The sequence below is a fragment of the Methylomarinovum caldicuralii genome, assembly GCF_033126985.1.
Lineage (GTDB): Bacteria > Pseudomonadota > Gammaproteobacteria > Methylococcales > Methylothermaceae > Methylohalobius > Methylohalobius caldicuralii.
Map to the genome: position 1 here is coordinate 940,104 of NZ_AP024714.1, position 15,655 is coordinate 955,758.

Sequence of the window (15,655 nt, forward strand, 5' to 3'; positions counted from 1 at the left end):
CCAAGGCTGGCCACCAGCCGGAACCGAGTGTTGCGTGGTCGAGGAGCGATCCCGACTGCGAAGCGTACACAGGGGGCCTGTAGGCCGCGTGATGGAGCCTCGAAAGTACGGAATGCGGAGCCGACGTTGTTGAACGGACGGAAGGCAACAGGGGTGGTGCTGTACTGGCCTGGCATCATCCCTCCGCCGGGGTCGAAGAGCGGGGCATGCAGGGCAAGGGTCGCCCAGGAACCTGGGAGGGCTCGATCACTCCTTGCGGGAAGAGCGGTGCGGGCGCCGTGTGAGAAAAGGCCCAGGCCCATCGGAGCGGTGTCCGGCCGATGGGAGCGAACGGGACACGAAGCAGGGTACCGGCGCGCGAAGGCGACGAAGCGCGCTGGGAAGGTGATCGAGCAATCGGAGCCTGCCGATAGTACCTGGGAAGTCGGGGAACCTGCCCCAAGGGACCCGATGGAGGGAAGCGGCAGGTCGGACGATGGGGCTTTCGGAGGGACAGATGGCCGGGACATCGAGCCAGGAGAACATCTCAACACGACAACGGAAGCTAGCGGAACTGGCCCGGATCGAACCGAAGCTGGAACTGACCACGATTGCCCACCACATCGACGTGGTGTGGCTGGAAGAAGCCTGGCGGCGCACCCGCAAGGACGGGGCCGCCGGGGTGGACGGCGTGACTGCATCCCAATACGCAGCCGACTTAGAGGAGAACCTGACGCGCCTGCTGGAACGGTTCAAGACCGGCCGGTATCGGGCGCCTGCGGTACGGCGCGTCCACCTGCCCAAGCCGGGAACGGGAAAGACCCGCCCGATCGGCATTCCCACGCTGGAAGACAAGGTGCTGCAACGGGCGGTGCTGATGGCGCTGGAACCCATCTTCGAGCAGGACTTTCTCGACTGCGCCTACGGGTTCCGGCCCGGACGCAGTGCCCACCAGGCCCTGGAGAGGCTATGGGGCGGGCTGATGGCCATGGGCGGTGGCTGGGTCATCGACCTGGACATCCAAAACTTCTTCGACGATGTGGACCGGGACCGGCTGCGGAACTTTCTGGGGCAGAGGGTGCGCGACGGCGTGATCTGCCGCGTGATCGGTAAATGGCTGAATGCCGGTGTCATGGAAGGCGGACAGCTTCACTACCCCGAACAAGGGACACCGCAAGGTGGGGTGATCTCCCCACTGCTGGCCAACCTCTACCTGCATCACGTGCTCGACCTGTGGTTCGAGCAGACGGTCAAACCGCGACTGCAAGGCAGCGCCTTCGAAGTCCGGTTCGCCGACGATGCGGTCCTGGTGTTCAAACGGGAAGAAGACGCCCGGCGGGTATTGGCCGTTCTGGGCAAGCGCCTGGCCAAATACGGCCTGCGCCTGCACCCGGACAAAACCCGCCTGCTCGACTTCAGAAAACCCGGACGGAAAGGCCAGAGCTTCCAATACCTGGGATTCACCCACTACTGGGGACGCTCAAGGAAAGGGCGTTGGGTCGTCAAACGCAAGACCGCCCAAGCCCGGCTCAGCCGCTCCCTGCAGGCGATCAACCACTGGTGCCGGATGCACCGCCACTGGCCGGTTGCAGACCAACAAGCGGCCCTGAGCCGCAAACTCAAGGGGCATTATGCCTACTATGGGATCGTCGGCAACAGCCAATCGCTGGCCCGCTTCCTGTACGAGGTCAGACGGCGCTGGTACAAATGGTTGTCCCGCCGCAACCGGGAACGGATGAACTGGGACCATTTTGGGCGGCTGTACAAACGATACCCACTCCCCCCACCGCGCGTGGTTCACGGAATTGCCCGTTGCGTAGCGACGCCATAGTCCGAGGAGCCGGATGCCTTAATCGGGCACGTCCGGATCTGTGGGAACCGCGGGTGAGCAATCGCCCGCGGTCACCCGGCATCGGTTTCCTGCGCCTTGCCGTCCATGTCCTGCCAGTAGTGGGCCACCACGGCGAGATACACCAGCAGGACGATGACCGGGAACCAGAACAGCCACTGACTTCGGCCCTGGGGCACCGGGAACCATAGGATCCCGGCCAGCTTCAGCCCCCAGCCCACCAGGAACAGATAGACGCCCCAGCGGCGCATCTGCCACAGGCCGTAGCAGGAAATCAGCACCAGCGCGTTGCTGATCAGCCAGACGGCCGAGTACAGCCCCGGGATGACGAAGATCGCATACAGGGCGTTGAAGAATTTGGGCAGGGTCATCGCCGCCACGGCAAAGCAAAGCAGGAAAATGGCTCTCGGTCGCATGTCGAAACTCCTGGTTGTGAATCGGATAACCGCCCGTTTGGCGGGAGTGGGCTAGAATTACTTGGGAAGCAGCGGGAGTCAATGGGTTTCACCGGATGCAGGCGGAGAGCGGTATGAACCGATGAAGGATACGCCTTCCGTGCACTACGCCGAGATTCGCCGGCTCATTCCGCTGCACCTGCTGCCGCAGGAAAGTTGCAAACGATTGTGCAAAACGCTGGTTCCAAGGGAAGCATCGAGCGGGGAGATCCTGTTCGAACGGGGGGAGATCTCCCATGAGTGGGTTTATCTGCTCGAAGGCAGGGTTGCCCTCGAGGCCGGCGGCATCGTGATGGAAGAGCTCCAGGCCGGTGACGACAACGCCCGTTTCCCCCTGGCGCATCAGAGCCCCCGTAAGGTGACGGCGCGCGCGCTCACGCCGCTTCGCTACATCCGTATCGACCCTCAGCGTATCAAGCCGGCACTGCCGCAGGAAGAGACGAGGATGACAGACACCAAGCCCGGGAAAACGCAAGGCGACTGGATGACGCGGTTGTTGAAATCGCCGATCTTCCAACGGTTGCCGGCCAGCAACCTGCAAAAAATCCTGCAGCTGGAGGAGAAGGCCCTGGAGGCCGGCACGCCGGTGATCCTGCAGGGGGAGGTGGCCGACGGCGTCTTCATCCTCCGCTCCGGGCAGTGTGAGGTCAGCCGTCAGCCCCGTCCCGGCGGCAAGGTGTTCAAACTGGGAATCCTGAAGCCCGGAGACATGTTCGGGGAGGATGCGATCCTGTCCGGTCAGGCGCGGGCGGTCACGGTGACCATGGCGACCGACGGGGTCGTGTTGTGCCTTTCTCCGGAGCGATTCCGTCAACTGGTCGCCGAGCCCGTGCTCGATTCGTTCAGTTTCGAAGCGGCCTTCCGCGAGGTGGAGCAGGGGGCGCAATGGCTGGACGTGCGCGACCCGGACCAGTTCCGGCAGCATCACATCCGCGGCAGTCTTAACATTCCTTTCTTTTCCCTGCGCATGCAATTGACCGGGCTGCAGCGGGGGCAGCGGTATATCACCGTTTCCGAAGACGGCCGCCTTGCCACTGCTGCTGCTTTTCTGCTGTTGAAGCACGGCTTCGAGGCCGCGGTGCTCGAAGGCGGATTGGGCAGTGTCCCCCCCAAGTGTCTGAACGGCGAGGTCCGGGAGGAGGCCGGGCAGGTCGAAGCGCCGGCACCGGTCGTGCCTCCGGAGGAGAAGGATGACCAGGCGCTGGAGGAATTGCAGCGGCACAACCGGCAGCTGCAGCAGCGGCTGGAAGACTTGGACGCCGAAAACCGGGACCTGTCGGCCCGATTGGCGTCCCAGGCAGAGGAAACCAAGGAGAAGGCGGCACTGGAAGCCGAGGCGGAAACCCTGCGCCGGCGGGTCGCCGAACTGGAGGCGGTCATCCGCGATTATTGCAAGGCCGCGGCCGAGATGGAGGGGGACGACCGGCTCCAGGCGCTGCAGACGGAATTGGAGATGGTGCGGGAGCAGGCCGAGGCCGATGTAGCGGCGATGCGCCGGCAGGTCGAGGCGCTGCGGGCCCGTTGCCGGGAGTTGGCGCAGGAAAGTGGTGAGGGCATGAGCTGGCATCCACCGGCGGATTGGACGGCTTTGGAGCCCGAGGATCTGCCGCTGCTCCAGCCCGCCCCCCAGGCCGATGGGGAAGCGGCTCGGCGTGGCTGGGTCGGACCGCTGCTGTGGACCCTGGTGGGCGCGCTGGCGAGCCTGGCGCTGCTGGGGATCGGGCTGCAGAGTGAAAGCGGCCGCCGCTGGCTGGCGCAGTGGCTCTGGGACGGCCAGGTGGCGGAGGAATCAGCGCCGGTGGCGCCGGAGCCGGAAGGGCAAACACAGCCGCCCGAAGACCAGGATCTTTTTGCCGCAGAACCGGGTGCGGTATCTCTGGACAAAGGCGGGAAGGAAGGTACGGCGACCGCCGGTGAGGCGCCGCCCGAGGAGGAAGACCTGTTCGCCGAATGATGTCAGAGGCAAACGAAACCCCGCCGCGGCGGGGTTCGAGGTCATTTGATCTTGGCTTCCCGGAAGATCACGTGCTTGCGCACCACTGGATCGTACTTCTTGAATTCCAGTTTGTCCGGCGTGTTGCGCTTGTTCTTGGTGGTGGTGTAGTAGTAGCCGGTGCCGGCGCTGGACACCAGTTTGATCTTTTCGCGCATGGCTTAACTCTCCTTATGGCCTGATCAGATCTTGACGCCGCGCTGGCGCATTTCCGCAAGCACGGTGTCGATGCCCTTCTTGTCGATGATGCGCATGCCCTGGCTGGAAACCCGCAGGCGCACCCAGCGACCCTCGCTTTCCACCCAGAACTTGCGGGTGTGCAGGTTCGGCAGGAAGCGGCGCTTGGTCTTGTTGTTGGCGTGGGAGACGTTGTTGCCGGTCATGGGACGTTTGCCCGTCACTTGACATACTCTGGACATTTCTAAACCCCGATATACCCAGTCGATTCAAACGAGCAATTCTAGCGCAAGTTGGGGTGCGGAGCAAAAAACGGAAAGTGTTATCATGGAACGCCCCCGATCAACACGGAATGCGAACGAGACGATGACCGCCGCGAGGATCAAGCTGGGGATCGTGATGGATCCGATCCAGAACATCAACATCCACAAGGACAGCAGCTTCGCCATGCTGCTGGAGGCCCAGGCGCGGGGCTGGGAACTCGCGTACATGGAACTGGGCGATATGTATCTGCGCGACGGCCGCACCTTCGCCCGCATGCGCCGTCTTGCGGTCAGGCGCGATCCACAACGCTGGTATGCGTTTGAGGACGAAACGGTGCAGCCCCTGGACTGCCTGGACGTGATCCTGATGCGCAAGGATCCGCCCTTCGACCAGGAATACATCTACGCCACCTATCTGCTCGAGTGCGCCGAACAAAAGGGGGTTCTGGTGGTCAACAAACCCCAGAGCCTGCGTGACGCCAACGAAAAGCTGTTCACCGCCTGGTTTCCCCAGTGCTGCGCCCCCACCCTGGTGGCCCGCGATCCGCAGCGTTTCCGCGCTTTCCTGGCCGAGCAGGGGGAAATCATCATGAAACCCCTGGACGGCATGGGCGGTGCCTCGATTTTCTACCTGCATCCGGCCGATCCCAATGTCAGTGTCATCCTCGAAACCATGACCCGCCACGGCAGCCGCTTCGTGATGGCCCAGCGCTATCTGCCCGAAATCAAGGACGGCGACAAACGCATCCTGCTGATCGATGGCGAGCCGGTTCCCTACGCTCTGGCGCGGATTCCCGCCCAAGGGGAACTGCGGGGCAATCTGGCCGCCGGCGGCCGGGCCGAGGGCCGGCCCCTGAGCGACCGCGACCGTTGGATCTGCAGCCAGGTGGGGCCGGAACTTAGCCGCCGTGGTCTGATCTTCGCCGGCATCGACGTGATCGGCGATTATCTCACCGAGATCAACGTCACCAGCCCCACCTGCATTCAGGAATTGGATAAACTATTTGGACTGAACCTCAGCGCCCAGTTGATGAACGAAATCGAGGCCCGTTTGTCCCCATGACCCTGGATACCCGTTTCGGTAGTCCCGGTGACCGCCTCCTGGTGGCGCTCCTGGTCGCGCTGGTGCTGCACGCCGCGATCCTTTTCGGGGTGCGCTTCCGCTTGCCGACACCGCCGCCGGTACGGCGTACCCTGGACATCGAGCTGGTCTCCGAGGTCGATGGCCGGCGTCCCGAAAAGGCGGATTATCTGGCGAGTCACAGCAGCGACGGTGGCGCCAGAGAGCAGGCCCGCAGGCCGCAGCCGCCACCCCAAAGCCGCCCCCGCGGCGTGCCGCAGCCTCCGCCGCCGACACACTTGCGGCCACGCCGCGTGCTGACCCGTCAGGCGGCGCCACAGGCGGTGACCCAGGCCCCGCGCCCCCAGCCACAGCCCAGCCACCGTCTCGATCCGGGGCTGCTGGCCCGGCAGATCGCCGAACTGGACGTAAGGCCCCGTCGCAGCCTCCGCTTTGCCGGCGAGCGGGTGACGCCTATCGAGCGCATCCGGGCCCACAAATACGTCGCCGCCGCCTACGAACGCGCCTGGCAGGAAAAGGTCGAACGTGTCGGCAAGCTCAACTATCCTGACGAAGCCCGGCGCAAGGGCCTGTCGGGAAAACTGCTGGTGAGTGTCTGGGTGGCCAAGGACGGAACGGTGAAGAAGATCAAGATCCGCCGTTCCTCCGGTTACAAGATTCTGGATGCGGCGGCGGTGCGGATCGTCCGCCTGGCCTCGCCGTTCGCGCCGTTTCCCAAGGAGCTGGCGCAGCAGACCGACGTGCTGGTGATCACCCGCACCTGGCGCTTCTTCAACGACAACGGCTTGGCCATGGGCCGCTGAAGGACAAAACCATGACGACGCATACCGCTTTGACCGGACAGTTTCTCATCGCCATGCCGACCCTGGACGATCCCAATTTCGCCCACACGGTCACCTACATCTGCCAGCACAGCGAGGAGGGAGCACTGGGGATCGTCATCTCCCGGCCGCTGGAGGACATGCGCCTCAAGGACATCCTGGCGTCGATGCAGATCGAGGCCGGGAACGAAGCCATCGCCGCCGAGCCGGTCTATTTCGGTGGTCCGGTGCAGCCGGAGCGCGGTTTCGTGCTGCATACTCCAGTGGGCGACTGGCACGGCACCCTTGCGGTCGACGACCGGGTGGGGTTGACCACCTCCCGAGACATCCTGGAGGCCATCGCCGCCGGCCGTGGACCGGAAAAGTTCCTCGTCGCCCTCGGTTACGCCGGCTGGGGTGCGGGCCAGCTGGAGCGGGAGATGCTCGAAAACGCCTGGCTCAACGTCAAGGCCGATATGGAGATCCTCTTCGACCTGCCGCCGGCGCAGCGCTGGAAGGCCGCCGCCGCCCGGCTGGGGATCGATCTCGACCGGATGTCGTCGCAAGTGGGACATGGCTGAGGCGGAAACCTGGCTGGGCTTCGATTTCGGCACCCGCAGACTGGGGGTGGCCGTGGGCCAGCGCCTCACCGGCACCGCCTCCCCCCTGGAGACGATCCGTTCGGAGAAGAAGGCGGTGCGTTGGCAGGCGATCGACCGTCTGGTGCGGACCTGGCGGCCGGCCGGTTTCGTGGTGGGAATGGCGTATCAGGCCGACGGCAGCGACAATCCGGTGACCCCGCTGATGCGCAAGTTTTGCCGCCAGCTGGAAGGGCGGTATCATCGTCCCGTCCACGTGATGGACGAGTACCTGACCAGTTTCGAGTCCCGCCAGCTGTTGTTCGAGGAGGCGGGGCTGCGGGCCGGCAAGGTGCACCGCTACAACGACCAGGTCGCCGCCCGCCTGATCCTGCAGACCTGGCTCAACCATCAGGAGACGCCTGCGTGAATGCCGAAGCTTTGGACATCGATACCCTGTTGCAGAATCTGGCAGACTGCCTGCGCCGCCAGATCGAAACCCGCAGGTTGCGCGACCCGCTGCTCGTGGGCATCCATACCGGTGGGGTCTGGATCGCCGAGCGGCTGCGCGAGCGTCTGGGGATCGAGACCCCATTGGGACGGCTGAACATCGCCTTCTACCGCGACGACTTCTCCCGCATCGGCATGCACCCGGAGGTGCGCCCGAGCCAGCTGCCGAGCACCGAGAACCGCGACGTGATCCTGATCGACGACGTGCTCTACACCGGTCGCACCATCCGTGCCGCCCTCAACGAGCTGTTCGACTACGGCCGCCCGCGCCAGGTGATCCTGGGGGTGCTGATCGAGCGCGACGGGCGGGAGCTGCCGATCCAGCCGGACTGCGTCGGCGGCCGCGTCTCTCTGGGACCCGATCAGCGCATCAAGCTGACCGGCCCCGACCCCCTGAAACTGGAGATTCACACCGTCGAGGCCCCATGAGCTGCGTCCTGCAACTGGACGCCGGCGGCCGGCTGCGCCATTTCCTCACCGTCGAGGGGCTGGGGCGGGACTGGCTCGAGCGTATCATGGACACCGCCGAATCCTTCGAGAGCGTGGCCGTCCAGAAGGTCAAGAAAGTGCCGCTGCTGCGCGGCAAGACCGTGGTCAACCTGTTCTTCGAAACCAGCACCCGCACCCGCACCACCTTCGAGCTGGCGGCCAAGCGCCTGTCGGCGGACGTGCTCAACATCAACGTGGCGGTTTCGGCCACCGCCAAGGGCGAAAGCCTGCTCGACACCATCCGCAATCTGGAGGCCATGGGGGTGGACATGTTCGTGGTGCGCCATGCCGAGAGCGGGGCGGCCCATTTCATCGCCCGCCACGTCGCCCCCCACGTCAGCGTCATCAACGCCGGCGACGGCCGCCACGCCCATCCCACCCAGGCCATGCTCGACATGTTCACCATCCGCCGCCACAAGCGCGACTTCTCCCGCCTGACCGTGGCCATCGTCGGCGACATCCTCCATTCCCGCGTCGCCCGTTCCCAGATCCATGCCCTCAACACCCTCGGCGCCCGGGAAGTCCGGGTGGTGGCGCCGCGGACGCTGCTGCCGGTGGCGGTGGAGCGCCTCGGGGTGCGCGTCTGCCACGATCTCGACGCAGGGCTGGAGGATGCCGATGTGGTCATCATGCTGCGGCTGCAGAAGGAGCGCATGCAGGGGGCGCTGCTGCCGAGCGAGCGGGAATTCTTCCGCTGTTTCGGGCTGACCGCCGCCCGGCTGCGGCGGGCCAGGCCCGATTGTCTGGTGATGCATCCCGGCCCCATCAACCGCGGGGTCGAGATCGCCTCGGAGGTGGCCGACTGCAGCCGCTCGGTGATTCTGGAACAGGTGGGCCACGGCATCGCCATCCGCATGGCGGTGATGGCGCTGACTCTGGGAGCGGTGCAGGGATGAAGCTCGCCATCGTCAACGGCCTGGTGTGCGACCCGGTCGCCGAAACCCTGACGCCCGGCGGGGTCTGGATCGCCGAGGGCAAGATCGTCGCCACAGGTTCGCCGCCGCCCGATTTCACCCCGCAACGGGAGCTGGACGCGCGCGGTGGCGTCATCGCTCCCGGTCTCATCGACCTCAGCGTTTGCCTGCGGGAGCCGGGTTTCGAGGCCAAGGGCACCATCGCCAGCGAAACCCGCGCCGCAGCGGCCGGCGGCGTCACCACCGTCTGCGCCCTGCCGGAGACCCAGCCGGTGGCGGACACCCCGGCGGTCATCGAGCTGATCCGCGAACGCGCCGAACATGCCGCCCGGGCCAGGGTGGTGCCGGTGGGGGCGCTGACCTGCGGGCTGGGGGGCGAGCGTCTGAGCGAGATGCATGCATTGGGCGAGGCCGGCTGCCGTGCCGTCGGCAACGCCGGCCGGCCGCTGGCCAATCCCCTGGTCTGGCGCCGGGCGCTGGAATACGCCGCCACCTACGGTCTGACCGTGTTCGTCCGCCCCCAGGATCCCTGGCTGGCGGCGGGCGGCTGCGCCCACGAAGGGGAGGTGGCGACCCGGCTGGGACTGCCGGGTATCCCGGCGAGCGCGGAAACGGTGGCGGTGGCGCAGATCCTGGCGCTGGTGGCCGACAGCGGCGCCCGGGTGCATTTCTCCTGCCTGAGCACCGCCCGGGCGGCGGCGATGATCGGGGCCGCCGCCACGGACGGCCTGCCGGTCAGCTGCGATGTGGCCGCCCACCAGTTGCATCTGACCGAACAGGCGCTGGAAGGCTTCGACGCCAGTGTCCATCTGGCGCCGCCGCTGCGCACCCTGGCCGACCGCGACGGGCTGCGCCGGGCCCTGGCCGAGGGGACGGTGACGGCGGTCTGCTCCGATCACCGCCCCCACGAGGAAGATGCCAAGCTGGACGTTTTCGCCGCCACCGAACCGGGAGCCGCCGGCCTGGAGACCTTGTTGCCGCTGGTGCTGGCCCTGGTGGACGAGGGTGTCCTGACGCTGCCCCGGGCCCTGGCCCGGCTGACCATGGGCCCGGCCGGGGTGCTGGGGCTGGAGGGCGGACGGTTGCAGCCGGGCGCTCCGGCCGATGTGATCGTCATCGATACCGAGGCCCGCTGGCCCATCGATGCCGACCACTGGTACAGCCGCGGCCGCAACACCCCGTTCTGGGGCCAAACCCTGAAGGGAAAAGTGCGTTACACCCTGGTGGACGGCCGCATCGTCCATCCCGGCTGAGATCAGTCGTCCTCCTCCACCAGCCGCATCTTGTCTTCGCCGGGCGCGTAACGGTCGAGGTCGCCGCTTTCCCCCAGTTTGATCATCAGCCGCACCTCGTTGCGCGAGTCGGCGGCGGCCAGGGCGTCCTCGTAGCTGATCTTGCCGGCCTTGTAGAGATCGTAGAGGCACTGGTCGAAGGTCTGCATCCCCTGTTCGCGCGAGCGCTTCATCAGGTCCTTGAGCTTGTGGACCTCGCCCTTGCGGATCAGGTCCGAGGCCAGCGGGGTGTTGATGAGGATCTCCACCGCCGGATAGCGGCCCTCGCCGTCGGCGCGGCGGATCAGCTGCTGGGCCACGATGGCCTTGAGGTTGAGGGACAGGTCCATGAACAGCTGGCTGTGCATGTCCTCGGGGAAGAAGTGCAGGATGCGGTCGATGGCTTGGTTGGCGTTGTTGGCGTGCAGAGTGGACAGGCACAGATGCCCGGTTTCGGCGAAGGTGATGGCGTGCTGCATGGTTTCCCGGGTGCGGATCTCGCCGATGAGGATCACGTCCGGGGCCTGGCGCAGGGTGTTCTTCAGCGCCACCTCGTAGGATTCGGTGTCGGTGCCCACCTCGCGCTGGGTGACGATGCAGCCGGCGTGCTGGTGGGTGTACTCGATCGGGTCCTCGATGGTGATGATGTGCCCGGAGCTGTTGTGGTTGCGGTATTTGAGCATCGCCGCCAGGGAGGTGGACTTGCCGGTGCCGGTGGCGCCGACGAAGATGATGAGACCGCGTTTGGTCATTGCCAGCTCCTTAAGGATCGGCGGCAGGTTCAGCTCCTCCACGTCAGGGATGTAATCCTGGATGCGCCGGATCACCATCGCCGGGCTGTTGCGTTGGTAGTAGGCGCTGACGCGGAAGCGGGCCAGGTTCTCCATGGCGATGGCGAAGTTGCACTCGCGGGCGTTTTCGAACTCGTCCCGCTGGCGCGAGTCCATGGTGCTGAGCACCAGCTCGCGCGCCATCGGTTCGCTGAGGGACTTGGGGCTGATGGGCTCCAGCCTGCCGTTGACCTTGATGCACGGCGGCCGGCCGGCGATCACGAACAGGTCCGAGGCCTTCTTGTGCACCATCAGGGTGAGCATGGATTCCACGTTCATGGCCGCCTCCCTCAGAACGCCGCCTTGTTGACGGCCTTGGTGCGGGCGGTCTGGCGCGAGATGACGCCCTTGTCCACCAGTTCCTGCAGGTGCTGGTCGAGGGTCTGCATGCCGTCCTTGCGTCCGGTCTGGATCGCCGAGTACATCTGCGCCACCTTGTCCTCGCGGATCAGGTTGCGGATCGCCGGGGTTCCGACCATGATCTCCCAGGCGGCGGTCCTGCCGCCGCCGATCTTCTTCAGCAGGGTCTGGGCGATGACCGCCTGCAGGGATTCCGACAGCATCGAACGGATCATGGCTTTTTCCGCCGCCGGGAACACGTCGATGATACGGTCGATGGTCTTGGCCGCCGACGAGGTGTGCAGGGTGCCGAACACCAGATGGCCGGTCTCGGCCGCGGTCAGGGCCAGGCGGATGGTTTCCAGGTCGCGCATTTCCCCCACCAGGATCACGTCCGGGTCCTCGCGCAGCGCCGATCTCAAGGCTTCGTTGAATCCGAGGGTGTCACGGTGGACCTCGCGCTGGTTGATGAGGGATTTCTTGCTCTGATGGACGAATTCGATCGGATCCTCGACGGTGAGGATGTGGGAATAATTGTTGGAGTTGATGTAGTCGATCATCGCCGCCAGGGTGGTGGACTTACCGGAGCCGGTCGGGCCGGTCACCAGGATCAGGCCGCGGGGTTTCTGGGTCACTTCGCGGAAGAACGGCGGGCAGCCCAGATCCTCCAGGGTCAGCACCTTGGAGGGGATGGTGCGGAACACCGCCGCCGCGCCCCGGTCCTGATGGAAGGCGTTGACACGGAAACGGGCCACCCCGGGCAGCTCGAAGGAAAAGTCGGTTTCCAGGTATTCCTCGTAATCGCGCCGCTGTTTGTCGTTCATGATGTCGTAAACTAGCGCGTGGACCTCCTTGTGCTCCAATGGCGGCACGTTGATGCGGCGGATGTCGCCGTCAACGCGAATCATCGGTGGCAGGCCGGCGGAGAGGTGGAGGTCGGAGGCATTGTTCTTGACGGAAAAGGCGAGCAGTTCGGCGATGTCCATGAATCACTCCTCAGCGCAGTCGGGTCGGATGAATACCGGCAAGTATAGTTCAGAATCTCCGCTGGCCCAGCGTTTGGCCCGGATCCGGCGGCGGATCGGTGAAGCCCTTCACGCCGCCGGCAGACAGGACGATGTGACCCTGGTGGCGGTGGGCAAGACCTGGCCTGCGGGGGCATTGCTGGAAGCCTGGCGGCTGGGGATACGCCACTTCGGCGAGAACTATCTCCAGGAGGCCCTGGCCAAGCAGCAGGCCCTGGGGCACTGCGACATCACCTGGCATTTCATCGGCCCGATCCAGTCCAACAAGACCCGCGCCATCGCCACCCATTTTCACTGGGTCCACACCGTGGACCGGCTCAAGATCGCCCGCCGCCTCAGCCAGCAGCGGCCCGAATGGCTGGCGCCGCTCAATGTCTGCATCCAGGTCAACGTCAGCGGTGAGGCGAGCAAGGCCGGCGTGGCCCCGGAAGCGGCCGCCGAACTGGCCGCCGCCATCCGGGAGCTGCCGAATCTGCGCCTGCGGGGGTTGATGACGATTCCGGCGCCGGCCGCTGACTTCGACGCGCAACGGCGGCCTTTCCGGCAGCTGCGGCAGCTGCGGGACGCGCTGGGGTTGGAGGACCTGTCGATGGGGATGTCCGCAGATCTGGAGGCGGCGGTTCAGGAAGGCGCCACCCTGGTGCGGATCGGTTCCGCGCTGTTCGGTCCGCGGCAACCCCGGCGCGGATGAAACCCTATTCCTCGAAGTAGGGTTCGTCGAGCAGTCGGATTCCGGCTTCCTTCAGGCGGCGATAGTCCTCCTTGAGAAAGCCGTTGGCGAGATTGCGGTTGATGAGGGTTTCCTCCGGATCCTCGGTGGGAAAACCGAGCACATAGACCCGGTCGACGACGTGATCCCCGTCACCGGCGCGAAATATGAAACGGGCCCCCAGCAGGTAGCCTTCCTGTTCCTCCAGGATGTCCAGATCCGGATGGACCTTCAGGGTGATCGGTCGCTTGGCCAGCTGGACCTTGGCGACGAGCTTGAGGCCGCGTTTGGCGTGGGCGATGGCTTCGTCCAGGGTACGGATTTTGACGGTCATGAATGGGTTCTCCTACGATTGGGATGGGTCGGGATCGATTCACTCGAGGGTTCTTCCGGGCGGTATTCAGGCACCAGGGTCTGGAGCAGGACGTAGAGCTGGGGAACGTCGAATTCCTGGCAGGCGCTGTGGATTTGGGCCAGCAGCTTGACGATGATTTTCGGATCGCAGGCAGGCGCGCTGGCCTGTTTCAATTTTTCATAGGGCGTGGGCTGAAGATCCTCCTCGGGATAGAACAGTTCTTCGTGCAGCTTTTCGCCAGGGCGCAGACCGATGTATTCGATGGCGATATCGATGCCCGGCCGTTTGCCGCTGAGCAGGATCATCTGCTCCGCCAGGTAGCGGATACTGACGGGCTGGCCCATGTCCAGGACGAAAATTTCCCCCCCCTGACCCAGAGCGGCCGCCTGCATGATCAGTTGGCAGGCCTCGGGGATGGTCATGAAGAAACGGGTGATTTCCGGATGCGTGACCGTCACCGGGCCGCCGTTGGCGATCTGTTCCCGGAACAGGGGCACCACGCTGCCGGCGGAATCGAGCACGTTGCCGAAACGCACGGTGACGAAACGGGTTTTCTGTAACAGGTTGAAACTCTGGCAGATGACCTCCGCTCCCCGTTTGGTCGCCCCCATCACGTTGGTGGGATGGACCGCTTTGTCGGTGGAAACCAGCACGAATTTATCGACCCCGTGTTCGACTGCAAGCTCGGCGAGCCTGGCGGTGCCCAGCACATTGTTGTGAACCGCCTCCCTGATCTGGCTTTCCAGCAGCGGGACGTGTTTGTAGGCGGCGGTGTGGAAAATCACCTCGGGCCGATACTTCACCAGGACCTCTCTGACCGCCACCTTGTCTGTGACGTCGCCCAGAACGGGAATGATCTCGGTGGATTCGAAGTGTTCCCGCAAGGTGCGCTCGATGCGGTACAGATTGTATTCGCAACGCTCGAAGAGGATCAGGCGGCCGATGGGAAGATTGGCCAGCTGGCGGCAAAGTTCGGCGCCGATCGATCCGCCGCCGCCGGTCACCAGTACAGTCTTGGTCGCCAGGTGGCGGTGGATTGAAGGCCAGTCGAGACGGGTGGGTTCGCGTCCCAGCAGGTCCTCGATGCTGACGGGGCGGAGCGTTTTCTTGGAGATGGGCTGATTCCGGTTCAGGCGTTCCCGCGGCGAGGGAAGGGTCAGAAAAGGGACGCCGGCCTGTTCGCAGTGGGCGATGATCCGGCGCATCTGGGCATCGCTGGCCGAGGGAATGGCGATCAGCACGGTTTCGATGTGGTAGCGCCGGACCAGATAAGGAATCTGGCTGCAGGGACCGACGACCCGGATGCCCCGCATCTCCCGTCCCAGTTTGTGGGGATTGTCGTCCACCAGGGCGACGGGACGGTACTCCGGGGCGCTGTCCTGCAGCAAATCGCGGATCAGCATGTAACCGGCCTGTCCGGCGCCGACCACCAGGGCCCGCTTGCCGCTGTCCGGTTCACGGTGGCTGTCTTTTTTCAGGCGGTAAATCAGGCGGGGAACGCTGACCGCCAAAAACAGCAGCAAGGCGTAGAGCACCGGAATCGCCGCCGGCAAGGGGTGCGGAGGCGGTTGGATATAACCGGCTGCGCCGACAAGACCTGCGCCCATCAGGGTGGCTTTGCCGATCTGAAGCAGATCCGGCGTGGAGGCGAAACGCCAAAGGCTGCGGTAGAGCTGAAACTGATAAAAAATCGTACCCTGGAGGCAAGCGACCCAGGGGAGCCAATGCAGGGCCTGGTTCTGCAGCGGCGGAGGCACCGGATGCAAGTCGTTATGGAGCCAGTAGGCGCCCAGCCAAGCCAGGGCGACCATGATCAGATCGTGGATGAAGACCAGCCAGGCTCTGCGTAATACGGTGGGCACGCGGTATCTCCGTTGTATTTAAGCGACAAGTCCGTGTCGGTTCAGTGTATGGACCGGGGCGTTCGCACGCGCTCTGAAAGCAGGCATGCGTGAAAGATTATGACAAAACATTTGTCAGCATGAAAGTTGTCTGCTACATTGAACTCCCGCGTGGATGTTGCTTTTTAGCAAAGGTA

General features: G+C 64.8%; 17 protein-coding genes. 10 read left to right on the forward strand and 7 right to left on the reverse strand.

Annotation, left to right across the window (positions count from 1 at the left end; all coding sequences use genetic code 11):
* Positions 1-475: 475 nt before the first annotated feature.
* Positions 476-1,810 (forward strand): group II intron reverse transcriptase/maturase, encoded by a 1,335-nt coding sequence (gene ltrA, locus MCIT9_RS04980; protein ID WP_317704536.1) that lies wholly within the window; start codon positions 476-478, stop codon positions 1,808-1,810.
* Positions 1,811-1,881: 71 nt separating this feature from the next.
* Here the strand turns inward: ltrA and MCIT9_RS04985 are convergent, their stop codons facing one another.
* The gene (locus tag MCIT9_RS04985; protein WP_317706307.1) at positions 1,882-2,244 is read right to left on the reverse strand and encodes a hypothetical protein; all 363 of its coding nucleotides are present in this window, start codon (positions 2,242-2,244) and stop codon (positions 1,882-1,884) included.
* Positions 2,245-2,383: 139 nt separating this feature from the next.
* Between MCIT9_RS04985 and MCIT9_RS04990 the strand changes: the two genes are divergently transcribed.
* Entirely contained in the window at positions 2,384-4,237 is a 1,854-nt protein-coding gene (locus MCIT9_RS04990) for a cyclic nucleotide-binding domain-containing protein (protein ID WP_317706308.1), read from the forward strand.
* Between the two features lie 41 nt (positions 4,238-4,278).
* Here MCIT9_RS04990 and rpmG read toward each other — a convergent pair whose 3' ends face one another.
* Both rpmG and rpmB read right to left on the reverse strand, forming a co-directional pair.
* Complete coding sequence (rpmG, locus tag MCIT9_RS04995; RefSeq protein WP_317706309.1) at positions 4,279-4,434, reverse strand: 50S ribosomal protein L33; 156 nt, start codon at positions 4,432-4,434, stop codon at positions 4,279-4,281.
* Between the two features lie 24 nt (positions 4,435-4,458).
* Positions 4,459-4,695 carry a 50S ribosomal protein L28 gene (gene rpmB, locus MCIT9_RS05000; RefSeq protein ID WP_317706310.1) on the reverse strand — a complete coding sequence of 79 codons (237 nt, stop codon included), beginning with the start codon at positions 4,693-4,695 and terminating at the stop codon, positions 4,459-4,461.
* A gap of 85 nt (positions 4,696-4,780) precedes the next feature.
* Here rpmB and gshB point away from each other — a divergent pair, with 85 nt between their 5' ends.
* Genes gshB through MCIT9_RS05035 form a run of 7 tightly spaced genes read left to right on the forward strand, consistent with a single transcriptional unit; the run spans position 4,781 to position 10,341 of the window.
* Positions 4,781-5,779, forward strand: a complete 999-nt coding sequence (gene gshB / locus MCIT9_RS05005; RefSeq protein WP_317706311.1) for a glutathione synthase — start codon at positions 4,781-4,783, stop codon at positions 5,777-5,779.
* A complete protein-coding gene (locus MCIT9_RS05010; RefSeq protein WP_317706312.1) occupies positions 5,776-6,600 on the forward strand; it encodes an energy transducer TonB in 825 nt (274 codons plus the stop codon). Before gshB ends, MCIT9_RS05010 begins: the two co-directional genes overlap by 4 nt.
* Before the next feature lie 11 nt (positions 6,601-6,611).
* Complete coding sequence (locus tag MCIT9_RS05015) at positions 6,612-7,178, forward strand: YqgE/AlgH family protein (RefSeq protein WP_317706313.1); 567 nt, start codon at positions 6,612-6,614, stop codon at positions 7,176-7,178.
* Complete coding sequence (ruvX, locus tag MCIT9_RS05020) at positions 7,171-7,605, forward strand: Holliday junction resolvase RuvX (protein WP_317706314.1); 435 nt, start codon at positions 7,171-7,173, stop codon at positions 7,603-7,605. Before MCIT9_RS05015 ends, ruvX begins: the two co-directional genes overlap by 8 nt.
* Positions 7,602-8,114 (forward strand): bifunctional pyr operon transcriptional regulator/uracil phosphoribosyltransferase PyrR, encoded by a 513-nt coding sequence (gene pyrR, locus MCIT9_RS05025; RefSeq protein WP_317706315.1) that lies wholly within the window; start codon positions 7,602-7,604, stop codon positions 8,112-8,114. The genes ruvX and pyrR overlap by 4 nt, the downstream gene beginning before the upstream one ends.
* Positions 8,111-9,070: an aspartate carbamoyltransferase catalytic subunit gene (locus MCIT9_RS05030; protein WP_317706316.1), complete on the forward strand. Its 960-nt coding sequence runs from the start codon at positions 8,111-8,113 to the stop codon at positions 9,068-9,070. The genes pyrR and MCIT9_RS05030 overlap by 4 nt, the downstream gene beginning before the upstream one ends.
* Positions 9,067-10,341: a dihydroorotase gene (locus MCIT9_RS05035; protein WP_317706317.1), complete on the forward strand. Its 1,275-nt coding sequence runs from the start codon at positions 9,067-9,069 to the stop codon at positions 10,339-10,341. Before MCIT9_RS05030 ends, MCIT9_RS05035 begins: the two co-directional genes overlap by 4 nt.
* A gap of 2 nt (positions 10,342-10,343) precedes the next feature.
* Here the strand turns inward: MCIT9_RS05035 and MCIT9_RS05040 are convergent, their stop codons facing one another.
* Together MCIT9_RS05040 and MCIT9_RS05045 are read right to left on the reverse strand one after the other, a co-directional pair.
* The gene (locus MCIT9_RS05040; RefSeq protein WP_317706318.1) at positions 10,344-11,468 is read right to left on the reverse strand and encodes a PilT/PilU family type 4a pilus ATPase; all 1,125 of its coding nucleotides are present in this window, start codon (positions 11,466-11,468) and stop codon (positions 10,344-10,346) included.
* 11 nt (positions 11,469-11,479) lie between these two features.
* A complete protein-coding gene (locus tag MCIT9_RS05045) occupies positions 11,480-12,514 on the reverse strand; it encodes a type IV pilus twitching motility protein PilT (RefSeq protein WP_317706319.1) in 1,035 nt (344 codons plus the stop codon).
* A 28-nt stretch (positions 12,515-12,542) separates the two neighbouring features.
* On the opposite strand from MCIT9_RS05045, the gene MCIT9_RS05050 reads away from it, so the two are divergent.
* Positions 12,543-13,244, forward strand: coding sequence for a YggS family pyridoxal phosphate-dependent enzyme (locus MCIT9_RS05050; protein ID WP_317706320.1), 702 nt, complete (start codon positions 12,543-12,545; stop codon positions 13,242-13,244).
* 4 nt (positions 13,245-13,248) lie between these two features.
* On the opposite strand, the gene MCIT9_RS05055 is transcribed toward MCIT9_RS05050, so the two are convergent.
* Entirely contained in the window at positions 13,249-13,596 is a 348-nt protein-coding gene (locus MCIT9_RS05055) for a hypothetical protein (protein WP_317706321.1), read from the reverse strand.
* A complete protein-coding gene (locus MCIT9_RS05060) occupies positions 13,593-15,479 on the reverse strand; it encodes a polysaccharide biosynthesis protein (RefSeq protein WP_317706322.1) in 1,887 nt (628 codons plus the stop codon). The genes MCIT9_RS05055 and MCIT9_RS05060 overlap by 4 nt, the downstream gene beginning before the upstream one ends.
* Positions 15,480-15,655: the final 176 nt, after the last annotated feature.